This is a genomic window from Pseudomonas fulva, assembly GCF_023517795.1.
Lineage (GTDB): Bacteria > Pseudomonadota > Gammaproteobacteria > Pseudomonadales > Pseudomonadaceae > Aquipseudomonas > Aquipseudomonas fulva_D.
Genome location: NZ_CP082928.1, coordinates 1,824,774 through 1,841,863 on the forward strand (window position 1 = coordinate 1,824,774; position 17,090 = coordinate 1,841,863).

14 protein-coding genes are annotated in these 17,090 nt (G+C 63.3%); all 14 read right to left on the reverse strand.

Annotated elements, in window-relative coordinates:
• Window positions 1–33 precede the first annotated feature (33 nt).
• A complete protein-coding gene (locus tag K8U54_RS08175) occupies window positions 34–831 on the reverse strand; it encodes a hypothetical protein (protein WP_249909663.1) in 798 nt (265 codons plus the stop codon).
• Window positions 824–1,738: a glycosyltransferase family 2 protein gene (locus tag K8U54_RS08180; RefSeq protein WP_249909664.1), complete on the reverse strand. Its 915-nt coding sequence runs from the start codon at window positions 1,736–1,738 to the stop codon at window positions 824–826. Before K8U54_RS08180 ends, K8U54_RS08175 begins: the two co-directional genes overlap by 8 nt.
• Complete coding sequence (locus tag K8U54_RS08185; RefSeq protein ID WP_249909665.1) at window positions 1,735–2,643, reverse strand: DUF6625 family protein; 909 nt, start codon at window positions 2,641–2,643, stop codon at window positions 1,735–1,737. The genes K8U54_RS08180 and K8U54_RS08185 overlap by 4 nt, the downstream gene beginning before the upstream one ends.
• Window positions 2,644–2,662: 19 nt before the next feature.
• Window positions 2,663–3,790: a glycosyltransferase gene (locus K8U54_RS08190; RefSeq protein ID WP_249909666.1), complete on the reverse strand. Its 1,128-nt coding sequence runs from the start codon at window positions 3,788–3,790 to the stop codon at window positions 2,663–2,665.
• Window positions 3,791–4,026: 236 nt separating this feature from the next.
• Entirely contained in the window at window positions 4,027–5,103 is a 1,077-nt protein-coding gene (locus K8U54_RS08195; RefSeq protein WP_249909667.1) for a polysaccharide pyruvyl transferase family protein, read from the reverse strand.
• A gap of 2 nt (window positions 5,104–5,105) precedes the next feature.
• On the reverse strand, window positions 5,106–6,881 hold the full coding sequence (locus tag K8U54_RS08200; protein ID WP_249909668.1) for a carbamoyltransferase family protein: 1,776 nt from the start codon (window positions 6,879–6,881) through the stop codon (window positions 5,106–5,108).
• A 77-nt stretch (window positions 6,882–6,958) separates the two neighbouring features.
• Window positions 6,959–8,389 carry a lipopolysaccharide kinase InaA family protein gene (locus K8U54_RS08205; protein WP_249909669.1) on the reverse strand — a complete coding sequence of 477 codons (1,431 nt, stop codon included), beginning with the start codon at window positions 8,387–8,389 and terminating at the stop codon, window positions 6,959–6,961.
• Entirely contained in the window at window positions 8,386–9,135 is a 750-nt protein-coding gene (locus K8U54_RS08210) for a lipopolysaccharide kinase InaA family protein (protein ID WP_249909670.1), read from the reverse strand. The genes K8U54_RS08205 and K8U54_RS08210 overlap by 4 nt, the downstream gene beginning before the upstream one ends.
• Window positions 9,132–9,869: a lipopolysaccharide kinase InaA family protein gene (locus K8U54_RS08215; RefSeq protein ID WP_249909671.1), complete on the reverse strand. Its 738-nt coding sequence runs from the start codon at window positions 9,867–9,869 to the stop codon at window positions 9,132–9,134. The genes K8U54_RS08210 and K8U54_RS08215 overlap by 4 nt, the downstream gene beginning before the upstream one ends.
• The gene (gene rfaP / locus K8U54_RS08220; RefSeq protein WP_249909672.1) at window positions 9,866–10,693 is read right to left on the reverse strand and encodes a lipopolysaccharide core heptose(I) kinase RfaP; all 828 of its coding nucleotides are present in this window, start codon (window positions 10,691–10,693) and stop codon (window positions 9,866–9,868) included. The genes K8U54_RS08215 and rfaP overlap by 4 nt, the downstream gene beginning before the upstream one ends.
• A gap of 139 nt (window positions 10,694–10,832) precedes the next feature.
• Window positions 10,833–11,954, reverse strand: a complete 1,122-nt coding sequence (locus K8U54_RS08225; RefSeq protein ID WP_249909673.1) for a glycosyltransferase family 4 protein — start codon at window positions 11,952–11,954, stop codon at window positions 10,833–10,835.
• Between the two features lie 20 nt (window positions 11,955–11,974).
• Entirely contained in the window at window positions 11,975–12,976 is a 1,002-nt protein-coding gene (gene waaC, locus K8U54_RS08230; protein ID WP_249909674.1) for a lipopolysaccharide heptosyltransferase I, read from the reverse strand.
• Window positions 12,977–14,014: a lipopolysaccharide heptosyltransferase II gene (gene waaF, locus K8U54_RS08235; protein ID WP_249909675.1), complete on the reverse strand. Its 1,038-nt coding sequence runs from the start codon at window positions 14,012–14,014 to the stop codon at window positions 12,977–12,979.
• Between the two features lie 43 nt (window positions 14,015–14,057).
• Window positions 14,058–17,003, reverse strand: a complete 2,946-nt coding sequence (glnE, locus tag K8U54_RS08240) for a bifunctional [glutamate--ammonia ligase]-adenylyl-L-tyrosine phosphorylase/[glutamate--ammonia-ligase] adenylyltransferase (RefSeq protein WP_249909676.1) — start codon at window positions 17,001–17,003, stop codon at window positions 14,058–14,060.
• Window positions 17,004–17,090: the final 87 nt, after the last annotated feature.

The following is a 17,090-nucleotide window of genomic DNA, read 5'->3' on the forward strand; positions in this document are numbered from 1 at the left end:
GAGATCAACTCCGGCAGCCCGAAAAACGGTCGTTCATTTAACTTGCTTCAGCCCCAGGTAATAGAGTGGAAACTTGAGGTAGAGCTTGAGTTTCTTGCGCATCAGGTAGCCCTTGCTGCGACCCAGCCATTTTTCCTCGAAGGTGTACTTGGCGCGCTTGGTCATCAACCACTGACGAGCCGAGGTGTGTGTACGCAGCGTGCGGCTGTCGAGATGGTCGACCACCGAAGAAGTGACCAACACATGCCGCAACCCCTTGGACTGGAGCGTCAACGCATAGTCATTGTCCGCGTACCAGAAGAAGAACCGCTCATCCAGAGCGCCGATCACCTCCAGAATGGAACGGCGAAAAACCAGGCACCACCCGGAAATTTCCTTCAGCACCCCGTAGCCTGGGTAGACGCCGCTGTTGAGCGCGAAACCATTACGCGGATGGTGCAGCGAGCAGGCCGGGCTGGCACTGCTGACGCTCGGGTCCTGCTCGAATACCCCCAGCAGCTCCGAAGCCCAGCCGGGATGGAAAGAGAGATCGTTGTTGCAGATGGCTACGAAGGGCGCCTGCCCCTCGCGAATGCCGATATTCATATAGGCATGGTAGTTGAAGGGCGCCTCGGGGTAGAGCGTTGCCACCCCCGGCTGCGTATAAGCCGGGGTCTGGGCATTGGACTCGAGCACCCAGATGCGTAGGCGAATCCGCTCCGGGTCTTCGGATGCCACCAGGGTATCGAGGCAATGCTCGGTGACCTGACGCAAAGCCGCGTCTTTGGCGAAGCTGAGTATTACCAAGTCCATGACAACAGTTTGATCTGATGGCGCTCGCACTTCACACATGCTCTTTTCTCTCTAGCCTGCCCTTTTTCAAAAGCAGGTGTCTCACTCGCTTGAGTAACTGCCGGTCCCACTGCGTGAGCGGAACCTGGCGCAACAACTGCCAGGCATATGCCTTGTCGTCGGTGACGGCCATGCGTAACGCCTTGGTAATCAGCCGCGCCTTGGCAGACGGGTAGCCTGGATGGTCCCGGTATGCCGCTATCACCTGCAGTCCATAGTCATATTCGGACTTGTATTGCTTCGACAGACTGTGGGGATGTTTACGGTAGAGCGTTACCACGTCGGGCAGTACATCCACGTAAAATCCCGCATGGGCGATCTTTAGCGTCATCTGGAAATCCTGCACCTTGATCGCCGGATCGTAGCCGCCAACCGCGTGCATGACGTCACGTCGATAGACGGCAATGTTGCCGCCTACGACAAGCGCGGCGGCTAGCGCCCCGTGGAAATCATAGCGACGAACCAACCGTTTCTTGTCCCTTTTAGGCAGGATCGCACCGTGCTCGTCGATCCTCACCGCCACGCCTCCCAGGCACCCTACTTCTGGATGCCCTGCGAGGTAGGCGGCCTGCAGCGCCAAGCGGCCAGCCGGCATCACATCGTCAGCATCGAAGGTCGCCACGAAGACCCCGCCGGCCAGGGCCAGGCCGGTATTCAGCGCGGCACTTACCCCCTGGTTTTCCTGCCTGACGAACTCGATCCGCCTCACCTTGCTGGACTGTCGATGAGCCTGCAAAACCTGCTCGATGATCTCGGCGCTCTCATCACGGGAACCGTCATCAACGACGATCAGCTCGAAGTTCTCATAATCCTGGGCCAATACGCTGCGCAGCGCAGCGGCGACATAGGCGGCATAGTTATAACAAGGCACGATTACCGAAACGAGCGGCCGATCCAAGACACTCACGCCCCTGCCTCCTGCTGCGGCCAGGCATGCCAACCCCGGGTATCGACCCGCCAGGAATTCGCAAGATGCAAGTTCGCTGGTCCTAGCAGTTCTTCCGGTAGCTGACCTTTCCAATCCACGTTCTTCCACACCATGAAATGCAGATACGGAAGAACCTGTTCGCCCTGCTCGCTATTGGTCAAACGTCCACCGCGATAGAACCAGCTATCTGCAACAACGCGACGGCCATCGGCGTGGAGCGTATAGGTGCTATGTGCCTCGATGAACTCACTACGTCTGCTCCAGGGATTGAGTCGAGATGCGAGCCGACGCAACGGCTCAGGCCAGTTCTTATGGCGGATGAACAGGCGGCTGAACGCGCCTTCGTCCAAGGCCTGGTGTTTCTCGTCCTCGTAACGTTTCTGCCAATCAGGTATCCGCCGAAAGGCGTTACGCATGAGCGGAGTATTTCGCAATAAACACAGGTGACCTGAAATACGTCGCGGGTGAGTTGCAAACAAGTCTTTGCCGCTCAAGCGTCGTGCCGTGAAATAGCTCCGCAGATCCCCGTAAACGACGTCGATATCGCCAAACGCCCAGAAGTCGTAGCCTTCCAACGCGTCCTGATGCACGGCACCCAAGGCAGGCTTTATGTCACACAATTTGTACGCATTGCTAGGGCGAAAATTGATGCCCAGCCGTTCGGAAACTTTCGCACAATAGTCTGAATAGGAGATCGGAACGAACTGCACGTTATCAGGTGCTTCTCCAGGCACTTCGCAATCGGTAAACAACAGCCAGTCGATGCTCGGATTACGTCGGCAGCTTTCCAAAAAAAACGCAAACCAGAATGGCCACCGCCCAAAATAAGGAATCAGAAAACGGATACGTGGCCATCCGTTTTCAGCGGTTTGCGACAATGTCATCGACAGGCTTCCAAATCAGTCAGGATAAATGGGCGAGGAAGGGCAGGGCCCAGAAGCGGGACTCGACCGCCTGATCCGAAAAGTGGTCGTTCAAGCGGGCGACCATTGATGATCGGCAGCTCTTGAGTTCGCCATCGGCTGAAGCGCAGACCGCGGCAACTTTTTGCGAAAGCGCATCGATCTGGCCTTGAGGGAACAGGATGCCGACGCTATCGACCACCTCACGCCCGCCCCCACAATCAGAACAGATAAGCGGCACCCCCGCTACCATTGCCTCCAGGAGCACCATGCCGAAGGGCTCATGATCCGAGGTCAAGGCGAATACGTCGAATGCCTTGAAATAGTATTTGGCGTTGGGGACCTGCCCGAGCAAACGTACGGCATGCCCGACCCCCAATTCTTCAGCCAGCGCTTTCAATCTGGCTTCGAGGCGACCGCGACCGGCGATCACCAGCAGGCTACCCGCAGGCAGTTCCGGCAGAGCTTTGGCGAAGCCGCGAATCAGCGTTTCCTGATCCTTGTCTGGATGCAAACGCCCGACGTTACCGACGACCCAGACATCCTGAGGCAGGCCGAGATGCTGCCTGGCGTCCTCGCGCGTTAGCTGCTGCGCCTTCAAGGCTTCGATATCGATGCGGTTGTACAAGGTTTCGATACGCGAGTCAGGCCATGCAGGCAGGCTCGCACGCAGATCGTCGCGCACTGCATTGGACACGCCAAGCAGCATCAAACGCTTGCTGAACGCATTGGCGAACCATTGACGGAATCGCCTGCGATAGACACCGAAGGCATGGTTCACACCGATGACAGGTAGCCGCGTGGCCAGGCAAGCGATATAGGTTGGCTTGAAGCGATGGGCAATGCACAGCGCGAAGTTGCGTTCAGAAACGATCCGACGAATCGCGTGGATCGCGCCGAGCTTCAGCCCTCTGAGCGCCTTGCTGCTGTATTCGAGAAAGATCACCTCATCGGAGGCAGACTCGGCCTCTACCTGAGCATCATATTTACCACTCAGGTAGACGGTCATGACTTTGTAGGGTGTGTCGGCAAAGAGCACGGCATATTGTCGAGCACAATCGAGAAACGGCCCGTCATAGCCATGGCAGATCTGCAGCACCCATGCCTGGCTCATATTATTAGTATTCATTGATCCAACTCTTATCACGGCAACGATTCAGGTGCAGATGAGCACCCATGAAAGTCGCGTCGGCTAACGTTGGAAATCCGGCACCCCAGCCTGAAATCCGCGCAGCCGAAAACCTCGACTATGGAGGTCGGAGATACGTGGATCAGCAAGGTTCAATGTATTTGATGGCCGGCTTACAGGCCGATTTTCTGACCGATCGGTCACATGCAGGAACACCTGCAACTATTGCTGCAGCGCTATCGTGCAGCGCGCTGATCGCGGCCTATCTGGGCCATCGCGGCAAACATTGCGTCGGCCTGACAGCGAGCCTCGTGCAGGAAGCTTGCGATGCCCACCTGCTCCGCTTCGCTGAACGCAATGCGCTGCGCGTCACCAACAGCTTCCTCGTACGAGGAGCGCAGGCGCTCGCCTAGCCCGACCTGCCCCAGCAGGGCTTCGATCTTGTGGGTATTCGAAGCGATGGCATAGAACGGGGTACCGGTGACCAGGCACAGGGTCACTAGATGGAAACGTCCGGTGATCACGCCTTCTGAACGGCGCAAAAGGGCAAGGAAGCGGCGCGGCGCGAGCACGGCGTAACGCCAGCGCAGCTTGTCGATCCGTGACGTGGGCAACTCGGCCGGATAACGGTGCAGATAACTCGCAGCGATACGCCGGCAGGCTTTCAGCCGCTTGCGCAAATTCTTGCGCAGATAGACATCGAACCCCTTACCCAGCTGCAAGGGCGCAAGGGTACGGATACTGACATAACGCAGATGTGGATTGGCACAGCTGATGCGCCATGCCTCGCGCAACCGCTCCATGAGCACACTGCCGTTAATCAGCAGGCCCTCCCGAGCGGGCGCATCACCTTGGTATCGATATGACAGCGTCAGATCCGGAACCACCTCGGCCGACACACCGATCTCACCCAGTGCAGCCTGACTCAGCACGTCACGCACGAATATGCGCGTGAACAATGGTGCATCGGCATTGAGCCGATCATTATTCTGCCAAACGGAGTTGATCAGAAAACAGGGCACGCCGTGTTCCCGGCAATACCGCGCCAGTGCTCCGTAACGCAGGGCCAGCGGCGCATCGTCGTGCATGGTGCCTTCGCCATTGACCAGGCAGATATCAGCCGCGCGGATGTCACTTTGCAGTTGATCGTCTGTCTGCCAGTCATGGTGCATCGGACAGGCGCGCAGAATCTCCATGCCAGCCTGATCGGCCAGCGTGTAGATCTGCTGCATCACCAAATGACAGCCGTGGTGCCCCTCCGAAGACGTGTCGTTGAACAGCAGCGTCTTCAACCTTGTCTGGCTGCCAGCCAACCCTAGGACTCCACGCTGCCGGACAGATCACTGTTCGGAGCAACAACGCTGTCCTTGACCACCAGAATGTCCTCCATGATCAGGTATTGCAGGTCCGAGCCGAAGAACATGTTCAGGGCGTCGGTCGGCGAGCAGATCATCGGTTCACCACGGCGGTTAAGCGAGGTGTTCAGGGAGACGCCGTTGCCGGTGAGCTTTTCCAGCTCCAGCATCAGGTCGTACCAGCGCGGGTTGTATTCGCGCTTGAGCACCTGGGCGCGGGAGGTGCCGTCCTCGTGGACGACCTCGCTGACCCGCTCCTTCCATTCGTCGTTGACCTCGAAGGTGAAGGTCATGAACGGGCTCGGGTGATCGACCTTGAGCATCTGCTCGGCAACGGTGTCGAGCATCGACGGGCAGAAGGGTCTCCAGCGCTCGCGGAACTTGATCTGTTCGTTGATGCGGTCGGCCACGCCGGGTATGCTCGGGCAGCCGATGATCGAACGACCGCCCAGGGCGCGCGGACCGAATTCCATGCGGCCCTGGAACCAGGCCACCGGGTTGCCATCGACCATGATCTGCGCGATACGCTGCGGCATGTCGTCGATCTTCTGCCATTTCGGCGCATTCGGGTGGCGGGCGCAGGCGGCGATGACGTCTTCGTTGGAGTAGGCCGGACCGAGGTAGACGTGCTCCATCTTCTCCACCGGCACGCCGCGCTTGTGGGAAACGTACGCCGCGGCACCAACGGAAGTGCCGGCGTCACCGGAGGCCGGCTGCACGAACAGCTCCTTGACCTCCGGGCGGGCGATGATCTTCTGGTTGAGCTTGACGTTCAGCGCACAGCCGCCAGCGAAGGCGATCTTGCCGGTTTCGCGGATGATGTCGCCCAGGTAGTAATCCATCATTTCCAGCGCCAGTTTCTCGAACAGCGCCTGCATGCTGGCGGCATAGTGGATGTAGGGATCGTCGGCGATGTCGCCTTCACGCTTGGGCCCCAGCCACTCGATCAGCTTGGGCGAGAAGTAGAAGCCCTTGCCCTTTTCCTTGTGGCGGCGCAGGCCGATGACGTTGGCGTAGTCGGTATTGATCACCAGCTCGCCGTTCTCGAACTTGGCCAGGCGGGAAAAATCGTACTTGCTGGCATCGCCGTAGGGCGCCATGCCCATGACCTTGAACTCGCCGTCGAGCATCTCGAAACCGAGGAACTCGGTGACCGCGCCATACAGGCCACCCAGGGAGTCCGGGTCGAAGAATTCCTTGATCTTGTGGATACGGCCGTTTTCGCCATAGCCGAAGAAGGTGGTGGCGTACTCACCCTTGCCGTCGATACCGAGGATGGCGGTCTTCTCGGTGAAGCCCGAGCAGTGATAGGCACTGGCGGCGTGGGCCAGGTGATGTTCGACCGGCTCGATCTTGACCTTCTTGGCGTCGAAACCCAGTTGCTCCAGGCACCAGACGATCTTCTTGCGATAGCGCTTGTAACGGCGGTTACCCATGAGGATGGCGTCGAGGGCGCGATCCGGCGCGTACCAGTAGCGCTTGGCATAGTGCCAGCGCGCCTTGCCGAACAGGCTGATGGGCGCGAAGGGAATCGCCACCACGTCGACATCGGAGGGCTTGATACCGGCCTGCTCCAGGCAGAACTTGGCGGACTCGTAGGGCATGCGATTCTTCGCGTGCTTGTCACGCACGAAGCGCTCTTCTTCCGCCGCTGCAATCAACTTGCCGTCGATGTACAACGCCGCGGAAGGATCATGACTGAGGGCGCCGGACAGGCCAAGAATCGTCAATGCCACGGATAAAGCCTCTTAACGCGGCTGTCTGACTCGACAACCGATACGGTTTGATTTCGCTGAGCCCTCGTTCGCAGGGCTCAAATAAGTGTTGGCAGGCGCCGATCGAGCTCACGGTACAGGGCGCTGTCGGCTGACCAGTTGCGCAGCAGGCGCGCACGGTCACGTGCGTAGGCGGCCTTGAAGCTGCCGGCCTGACCATGGTACTGCATGGCATCCAGATCGATCAGCGCCCAGCGGCCGTCCTGCCAGAGGATATTGTTGCCCTTGCAGTCGCCATGGCTGATGCGCTCGCGCAGCAGGGCGGCGAACAAGGCCTCCAGCGCCTGCAAATCCGCCTCGGGCGGCAGCCCGTCCGCCCCGCAGGGCGCGAAACGGGCGATTATATCCATACCCGGCGTGTGTTCGGTAATCAGATAGGCCTGGCGGCGCAACCACAGGGTACGTCGCTCGAGCACGGCCAGCGGCGTGGGCGTGGCGATCCCGAGGAATTCCAGGCGATTACCCTCGCACCAGCTGTGCCAGGCCCGGCTCGGCCGCCAGAAGCGCCGTAGCCAATGCCCGAAGCCCTTGATGTTGTAGCGTTTGATGACCAGTTGCCGGCCGCCCTGCTCGATGCGCGCAACGGTCGAGGAGCCGCCCAGCTTGAGCGGCTCGCCGGCGGCAATCGCCGCGTCGGGATCGGCCAGGACGGGCGCCAGCGCCGCATCTTCTTCGCGCCTCACCACCTGCAGGCGCGACGGCCCGCGCCAGACGCGAAAGGCCGTGCACTCACGCTCGATCTTGGCCATGTACGCCTGCATGCGCGTTGCTCGCGCCCTGGCCACTGCCTTGAGCAGGGCCTCCAGCGGCAGCGCATGCTCGCCATTGACCAGCAGGTAATGCACCAGCAGTTCCTCGACAAAGCTGTCGATGTTCCCGGGAAACTGGGCGAAGAACAGCCCCAGGTTGGCCAGCACCCTGTCACGCGACAGCGGCTGACCGGGCGTCTCGGCACGAATGCCACCGCCATCGATCAGGTGCAGACGACCCTCGTGGCGCAGCAGGTTGTCCAGGTGCAGGTCTTCCTGCCACAGCCCACGACGATGCAACTGGCCGATAACGCCGAGCGCCTCGCCCAGTACCTGCTGCTGCGCATCGCTCAGCCAGGCTTCGTCGGCGATGGCCTGCCAGTCATCGGCCAGGCTGCGCGCGCCCTCCAGGAACTCGAACAGCAGCCAGCCGCCCTCGCGGGCCGCCACGCCCTGCTCGAGCAGCAACGGCGTGCACAACCCCTGGGCCGCCAGCAGCTGGGCGCCTTGCAGCTCCCGCGCATGATGCCGCTCGGCCTTGCCACCGACCAGCAGCTTGGCCAGCACCGTACGCCCCTGCCATTGCGCCTGGCCGACATAACGCTGGCCGGGCAATACCCGCAGCAGGCTGCACAGCTCGAGCGGCTGGCCTGTCGGCATCTCGATCAGCAGCGGCAATTCGGGGCTACGCCCCACCTGGGTCAGAGAAGCCAGTTTCATGGGCGTTGGGCCTTGTCCTTCAAGCGCGCCGTAAGACGCTGCGACCAGTGATCCACCTGCCGTCCGCTGCCCAGATAGGCAGTCAGGAAACCCAGGTGATCCGCATCATTCCAGGGATTGGTACGGCGCAGCAACGGCTCGAGATCCTTGACCCTGTCACGCTCGCCGAGAAACAGCGGCCGGGTCTTTTCCAGATCGATCAGTTGTGCGGCGAAACCCTCGTCTCGTGGTTGCAGAAAGATATGCTTGGGGTAGAAACAGCCATGCACCTGGCCCTGTTCATGGACCCGGCGCGCCAGACGACCGCAGGCACTGACGATCGCCTGGCGCTGCTCGGCGGCGAGCTGGCGCCACTCGGGCAGCCAGCTGTCGAGGTCGCGCCAGCCATCCAGGGCGTGGGTCAGCAGCACGGCACGGCGCTCACCATCGACGCGCCGCTCGGCGTAGAACGCCGCGCTCATGGCCGGAATACCCAGGCGCTGATAGCGGCGAATGTTGCGAAACTCCCGTGCCAGGGTCGGCTCGCCCCAGGGCCGCTCCAGGCTGTGGGTCAGGTAATTGCTCTGGCGCTTGAGGTAATAGCCATGGCCTTCGAGGTCGAGCCGATAGACCGTGCTCCAGCCGCCGCGCGGCGCCTTGTTGGGCTCGTCGACCGCATGCAGTTCGAGCGCCCAGAGCGCCTCGAAACTGGCCAATCCATGACGTTCGAGCAGCGCTTGGTCATCGCTGTCGATGAAGTCCTTCATTCTCTTCCCTCGAAAAAGCGGACGATCTGGCCGATGCGCTGCTTGTCATTGTCGTTGAGCCGCTCGCGGCGCCGGTACTGCAGATAGAAACGCAGGCGTTGGGTACGTGACAGATGGTATTTGGCCACCTTGTCCAGGCAGGCGAGGTCCTTGACGATGCGCCGACGCAGAAACGGCCCGCGCCAGAAGGCGCCGGTCGGGCAGTCGATGAAGTACAGACGGCGGTGCTCGTCGACCAGCAGATTGCGCCACTTCAGGTCGTTGTGGGCGAAGTGATGGTCATGAAGAATGCGCGTGGCGCGGGCCAGCTGACAGCTGACGTCCTCGACCCAGGCCCGATCACGCAGGCGCCCATCACCCGAGGAGGCGAGTCGCCACATGTCCGTGGTATCGACCAACTCCTGGGTAATCAGCGCGCCCCGGTGAAAGGCCGCGCCCTTGCGCTCCAGCCCGTAGGCGGCGATGGGCGCGGTGGGGATGCCCCAGGTCGCGAAATGCTTGAGGTTCTGCCACTCGGCCTTGACCCGCGGCCGGCCGACGAAGCGCCGTGCGCCCTTGCCCGCACCGTGGTAGCGCTTGACGTAGTAGCGCAGCCCACCGAACTCCACGCGAATCACATCCGACAACGGGTCGTGGGTAATGGGCTCGCCCTGCAAGGCAAAGACCGCATCCAGGGACGCGAATGCCCGGGCCGCCTCGGGCGTGGCCAAGGCGGTGACACGCCACTGACTCATGCTGCACCTCCCGTTTCGTACTTGCGCGTATAGCGCACGCGCAGCCGGTCAGCCTTGCCCTGCAGCCAGCGCAGCAACGCCGCCTCGTCCTGCAGGATCTGGCGCAGCGGGCGGCTGTCGACGACGCCGAAATACGCCTTGAGAAAGCGCAGCAGATCGCGCCGGGTCAGGCCAATGCCCAATGCCGAGAAATACAGCCCGGCCAGGTCCTTGTCGCGCCAGCGCTTCGGCACCACATGGCGCACCTGGGCGCGATGCAGATCGATTACCGACAAGCGGAAATCCCTGGCGTCGAAAGGCGCGTCGGTGTGCAGCAGAAAGTGGCAGATATAGCAGTCCCGATGGTTCACGCCGGCGGCATGCATGGCCCCGGTCATCTGCGCGACCCGGCGAATCAGCGCCCACTTCACGGCCGGCGCCGGCGGCTGGTCGGCCCAGCCCATCGTCAGTTGCTCGAGATCGGTGGTCGGCGCCAGCTCCTCGGTGACGATGAACGAATGCTGCTGCGCCGGGTTGCCACCGCGCTCACCGTAGGCCACTGCGGTCATGGTCGACACACCCGCCTCGTGCAGACGCTGGATGGCCTTCCACTCCTGCCCTGCGCCCAGCACCGGCAGGCGCGCCGTGACCAGGTTCTTGACGATTTCGCCCCAGCCGACGCCGCGATGAATCTTCACGAAATAGCCCTTGCCGGCCACCTCGGTGCGCAGCGTGCGCCGCGCCTCGAGTTCGCGGTAGACCTGCCCCTGCAGGCCCTCGACTTCTCTGAAGGCATCCTTGCCGGCCCATAGGGACTTGAATGGTTCAGCAAGAATCAGCTGCATAGCGCCTCTCGCAGAAGCCGGCATGCCGGCAGATCGTAGTCATTCAGCGCATTGCCCGCTGCGGCGCAATGCGCTGCCACACAGCGGCATGGGTCCTGCCCCGTGCCACCGGAGCGAGCCAGGCCCTGATGAGCGAGCATCAGGCCTGCGCCGCCAGAATCACATCCGCAGCCCGTTGCGGCATGCTGTACAGATCGGCCGTGTCGGCGTAGGCCAGAGCGTTGCGCTGCCAAGCTTCACGCGCGGCCTCGTCGGCCAGCATCTCGGCCAGCATGTGGTTCAGGGTGGATTGCTCGAACGGGCTGGGCACTACGCGACCAGCGTCGGCATCGCTGATGTAATGGGCGTAGCCACAGACGTCGGTGACCAGCACCGGCAAGCCGGCGACCAGCGCCTCGAGCAGTACGGTGCCGGTATTTTCGTTGTAGGCCGGGTGAATCAGCAGGTCGGCGCCGAGCAGGAAGCGTGGAATGTCGCTGCGTCCCTTGAGAATCTGCACCTGGTCACTCAGGCCGAGCGCCTTGACCTGCAGTAGAAAGGGTTTGGGATCGTCCTGGCCGATCACCATCAGCCGGGTGCGTTTCTTCAACGCTGGCGGCAGGGCGGCCAGGGCCTTGAGGCTGCGATCCAGCCCCTTGGTCTTGAAGCCCGAGCCGATCTGCACCAGCAGCAGGTCGCTGTCGGTCAGGGCGAACTCGCGACGGAACTCGGCGCGGACCTCGGCGGCGTTGGCCGGCGCGCGGCGGTCCAGGGCGATGCCCGGCGGCAGCAGGTGGAAGCGCTCGGCCGGCGTGCCGTAATGCTTGACGAACAATGGCTGCTGCACCTCGGAGATCATCAGGATCTCGGTGTTCGACTCCGGCGCGAACACCGCCCGCTCGTATTCGGCAAAATGCTTGTAGCGGCCCCAGCGACGGTACAGCGGGTTGCGCAGGGTCTGCGCCTTGTCTTCGAAGCAGCCGTCGGCGGCGTAGTACACGTCCAGCCCCGGCATCTTGTTGAAGCCGATCACCCGGTCGACCGGGCGCTCGCGCAGGTCGGCCTGCACCCAGGCGGTGAGCTTCTCGTTGCGATGATGGTTGAACAGCGCCTTGACCGGTACCACCACCACCTCGAAGCCCTCCGGCACCTCGCCCTCCCAGATCGGCGTGTAGACGCGAATGCTGTGGCCGCGCTGCTGGCACTCCAGGGCGATGCGCATGAAATCGCGCTGCAGCCCGCCGTAGGGGAAGTATTTGTAGAGGATAAAAGCCAGGCGCATCGGCCCTCCGCTCGCTTGCATCAGTCCAGCCCCAGATCCAGCAGCAGGGCATGTAATTCGGTGAACACCCGCTGCGGCTTCAGATCATCGAAACAGGGCTTGTCGCGGTCACCCTTGCCGGCATCCGGACCGCTGGCGCACAGGTGCACCTGGGAGCGCCCGTAGGCGCCGACCCGGCCGGGCAGGGTCGGGCCGTACAGCGACACGGTCGGCACGTCCAGCGCCGCCGCCAGGTGGCCCAGCCCGGTATCCACGGCCACGCAGGCCTGGGCACCGGCGAGCACCTTGGCCACGCCCGCCAGGTTGAGCTTGGGCAGCACGGCGGCGTTTTCGATGCCCTCGGCGATGCGTTCGGCACGCGCCTTCTCGGTTTCGTTGCCCCAGGGCAGGCGGATCGCCCAACCCTGTTCAGCAGCCAGCTCGGCCAGCTCGCGCCAGTAGGCCTCGGGCCAGTGCTTGCTGGCCCAGGTGGTGCCGTGCAGGAACACTAGATAAGGGCTCGCGGCCGGATCTGCAAGCTGGGCACGGTTCAACCCGTAGTCGCCCAGACCGGCGGGCACGCTGTAGCCCAGCGCCTGGCCGAACAACTGGCGGGTGCGCTCCAGCGCGTGCTGGGCCCGCGGCACGCTGTACGGGCGATCATAGAAGCGCGCGGCAATCGGCTCGCGGGCGGATTTGCGGTCCAGCCCGGCCACCGGCGCCTTGACGTAGCGGCTCAGCCAGGCGCTCTTGAACAACCCCTGGGCGTCGATCACCAGGTCGTAGTGGCTTTCGCGCAGGCGCTGCTTGAAACGCGACCACTCGCCACTGCGCAGGGTTTTCAGCGGATGCTTGCGCCAGCGGCGGATGGCCACCGCAATCACCTGGGACACCGCAGGATGCCAGGCCGGAATTTCGGCGAAGCCTTCTTCCACCACCCAGTCGAAACGGATGCCGGGAATCGCCCGAGCCGCGTCGGTCAGGGCTGGCAGGGTATGAATGACGTCGCCCAGCGATGAGGTCTTGATCACCAGCACGCGCATTCAGGGCATGACCTCGACCGGCTCACCCGCCAGCCGCTGCAGCGCATCGACGGCGACCCCTGGCTGGAGCTGCACCAGGCAATTGTAATGACCGAAGCGACAGGTGCGCTCGAAACAGGGGCTGCACTCGATGCCCAGGCGGATGATTTCCACCTGATCGGCCAGCGGCGGCGTGAACTGCGGCGAGGTCGAACCGTACACCGCCACCAGCGGGCGATTGAGCGCCGCGGCCACGTGCATCAGCCCGGAATCGTTGGACACCACCGAGGCGGCGCAGGACAGCAGGTCGATGGCCTGGGCCAGGCTGGTCTCGCCGGACAGGTTGACCGCCTCCTCACGCAGGCCGGGAATCAGCCGCGAACGGATGTCCTCGCCCACCGGATGATCCTTTTTCGAGCCGAACAGCCAGACCTGCCAGCCTTCGCGGATCTTCGCCTCGGCGACCTTGGCGTAATGCTCGCTGGGCCAGCGTTTGGCCTCGCCGAACTCGGCACCAGGGCACAGGGCAAGCACCGGGCGATCCAGGGCCAGGCCGAAATGCGCCAGGGCAGCGTCACGGGTGGCGGGGTCGATCTGCAGGGAGGGTCGCGGGTAGGGCTGCGGCAACTCGGCACCGGCCGGATAGGCCAGGGCCATGAAGCGCTCGATCATCAGCGGGTAGCGATCCTTGTCCAGCTTGCGCACGTCATTGAGCAGGCCGTAGCGCATCTCGCCCTTCCAGCCGGTACGCAGCGGGATACCGGCGAAGAACGGCACCAGCGCCGACTTCATGGAATTGGGCAACAGGATCGCCTGATCGTAACGGCCGGCCAGGGACTTGCCGATGCGCCGCCGCGTGGCCAGCTCCAACACACCATGGCCGAGGGGAAAGCTCAGCGCCTGACGCACTTCGGGCATGCGCTCGAGGATCGGCCGGCTCCAGTCCGGGGCCAGCACGTCGATGGCGCAATCGGGATGACGCATTTTCAGACACTGGAACAATGTCTGCGCCATCACCATGTCGCCTACCCACGAAGGGCCGATGATCAGAATATTCATAAGCTCAGTTTCGGTAGAGAAGCCCGATGGCGAACGACAGCCATCAACTCAGGCCCAGTTCACGCCAGATGCGCATCACATTGCGCCGGTGCTCGTGAAACTGGTCGCCGCCCACGACCCCGGGCTGCTTCTGCAAGGCCTGCCGATGGGCCGCCGAGCGATAGGCCTTGTAGGCGTCCTGCAGCAGGGCCGCCTCGCCATCACGGAGCAGACCGAGCCGATCCAGGCCTTCCAGAATGCGGATGTTATCGGTGAATTCGAGCAACGCCGGGTGCTGCTTCGACCACGCCAGGGCCGCGTATTGCACCATAAATTCGATATCGACGATACCTCCGGCGTCCTGCTTGAGGTCGAAGGGCGAGGCCGCGTCGAAGGCATTTTCCGCCGTACCGGCCGCGGTCACGCGGCTGCCCAGGTTGTCGCGCATCTTGGCGCGCATCTCGCTGACCTCGGCCCGCAGCTTGGCCTGGTCGCGCTCGCGGCCCAGCACGGCGCTGCGCACTTCGGCGAATGCGCCGGCCACCCGTTCGCAGCCGACCAGCACCCGGGCACGCACCAGCGCCTGATGCTCCCAGGTCCAGGCCTCGCCCTCCTGGTAGCGGCGGAAGGCGCCCAGGGAGCTGACCAGCAGACCAGCAGCGCCTGATGGGCGCAGGCGCATGTCGACGTCGTAGAGCTGGCCGGAGTTGGTCTGGGCGGTCAGCAGGTGAATGATCCGCTGCCCCAGGCGGGTGAAGAACTGCGCGCCGTCGATGGGCTTGGCACCATCGGTCTCGGCCTGGGGGTCGCCGTCGTGGATGAACACCAGGTCCAGATCCGAGCCATGGCCCAGCTCGATACCCCCGACCTTGCCATAGCCGACGATGATGAAATCCGGCGCACAGGGGCTGCCATCGGCACGCAGTGGCGTACCGTGGCGGCTGACCATCTGCCGCCAGGCCAGGGCCAGCACCTGGTCGAGAATGGCCTCGGCCAGCCAGGTCAGGTAGTCGCTGACCTTCATCAGCGGCAGGCTGCCGGCGATTTCCGAGGCGGCCACGCGCAGGCCGTGGGCCAGCTTGAAGTGGCGCAGTGCCTCCATCTGCTGCTCCAGATCCTCCTCGGGGATGCGCGTCAGCCGCTCCTGCAGCTCGGCGGCCAATTCCGGTGCCTGGGGCGGGCTGAACAGGCGCCCTTCGTTGAGCAATTCGTCGAGCAGCAGCGGGAAGCGGCTGATCTGCTCGGCGATCCACGGGCTGGCGGCGCACAGCGTCAGCAGGCGCTGCAGGGCTCCGGGATTTTCGGTCAGCAGCACCAGATAGGCGGAACGGCGCGCGACCGCCTCGATCAGCGGCAGCACCCGTTCCAGCACCAGGTCCGGCTTTTCCTGCTCGACGGTGGCGGCCAGCAGCCGCGGAATGAACGCATCCAGGCGCTCACGGCCGATACGTTGCATGGCCCGAACCTGGTTGCCGTTGCGCAGCCCCACCAGCCGCTGCCAGGCGGCCTTGGCATCGATGAAACCGGCCTCGGCCAGTTGCCGACAGGCCGCCTCTTCATCCTGGTCGTCGTTCCACAGCGGCAACCATTCGGCGCCAACCATGGCCTCCTCGTCGCCGTCCTGATCCTCGTCGGGGTCGGCGATGACCTGGCGGAAATGCCAGTCGACCCGGCCGCGCCAGTGCATCAGCCGTTCATGGAAGGTATCCCAGCTATCGAAGCCGAGCATGAAGGCCACCCGCGCGCGGTCCCGATCGTTATCCGGCAGCATCTGCGTCTGGCGGTCGTCGATCGCCTGCAGGGCATGCTCGGTGTAACGCAGGAAGGCATAGCCGGCGAGCAGCTCGTCGACCGCCTGAGCCGGCAGGTAACCCTGGTCCTTGAGGGTGTGGAGTACCTTGAGCAACGAGCGCTGCTGCAGGCTGAGGTCACGCCCGCCGTGAATCAGCTGAAAGGCCTGGGCGATGAACTCCACCTCACGGATGCCGCCGGAACCGAGCTTGATGTTCTCGGCCATGCCCTTGCGGCGTACTTCCTGCTGGATCAGCTGCTTCATGGTGCGCAGCGCGTCGATGGCGGAAAAATCCAGGTAACGCCGGTAGACGAACGGGCGCAGCATCTCAAGCAGCTGCGCGCCGGCCTGCTGGTCACCGCCGACCACCCGCGCCTTGATCATCGCGTAGCGCTCCCAGTCACGGCCCTGATCCTGGTAGTACTGCTCCAGCGCGTTGAAGCTGAACACCAGCGCGCCGGACGAGCCGTACGGGCGCAGGCGCATGTCGGTGCGAAACACGAAACCGTCGACGGTGATGGCGTCCAGCGCCTTGATCAGCTTCTGACCCAGGCGAATGAAGAACTCCTGGTTATCCAGCGGCCTTTTGACGCCTTGGGTTTCCCCGCCTTCCGGGTAACCGAAGATCAGGTCGATGTCCGACGACAGGTTGAGCTCGAAGGCGCCGAGCTTGCCCATGCCGAGAATGACCATGTGCTGCGGCTCGCCGCTGCGTCGCCCGACCGGCGTGCCGAACTGCTCGCAATGCCGGGGGTAGAGCCAGTGATAAGCCAGGTCGATGCAGGCGTCGGCCAGATCGGAAAGGTCGCGACAGGTTTCCACCAGATCCGCCTGGCGGCTGACGTCCCGCCAGATGATGCGCAGCTGCTGGCGGTTGCGAAAGCGCCGCAGGCAACGCGCCAGGGCATTTTCGTCCAGGCACTCGCCCAACTGTTCGGCAAGCTGCCCACGCAGCCCGCCTGCCCCCAGGGGCCGCTCCAGCTCGCCACTGGCGGCCAGTTCGAGGAGCATCTGCGGATCGCGCAGGCCCTGCTGCGTCACGAAGTCACTGGCGGCCGTGACCCGCTGCAGGTGCTCCTTGCGTTGCGCCGGCCAGGCGGCAAAATCGGCGGCAGCCTCGTCCGACAAGGCGCTGAACGCCTGGGCGAGCGACTGCTCGGCACGCTGGGCGATGGGGCGAAGCGCGGCAGGCAAAGAGACGAGCGCGGGCAAGCTCATGGTCTATCCTTTTCGGCGGGCTGCGAGCCTGGTGGAAAACCGGCGCAGCCCCTGCGAAGGCTCGCCGCTTCTGGCTCTCGCCTGATT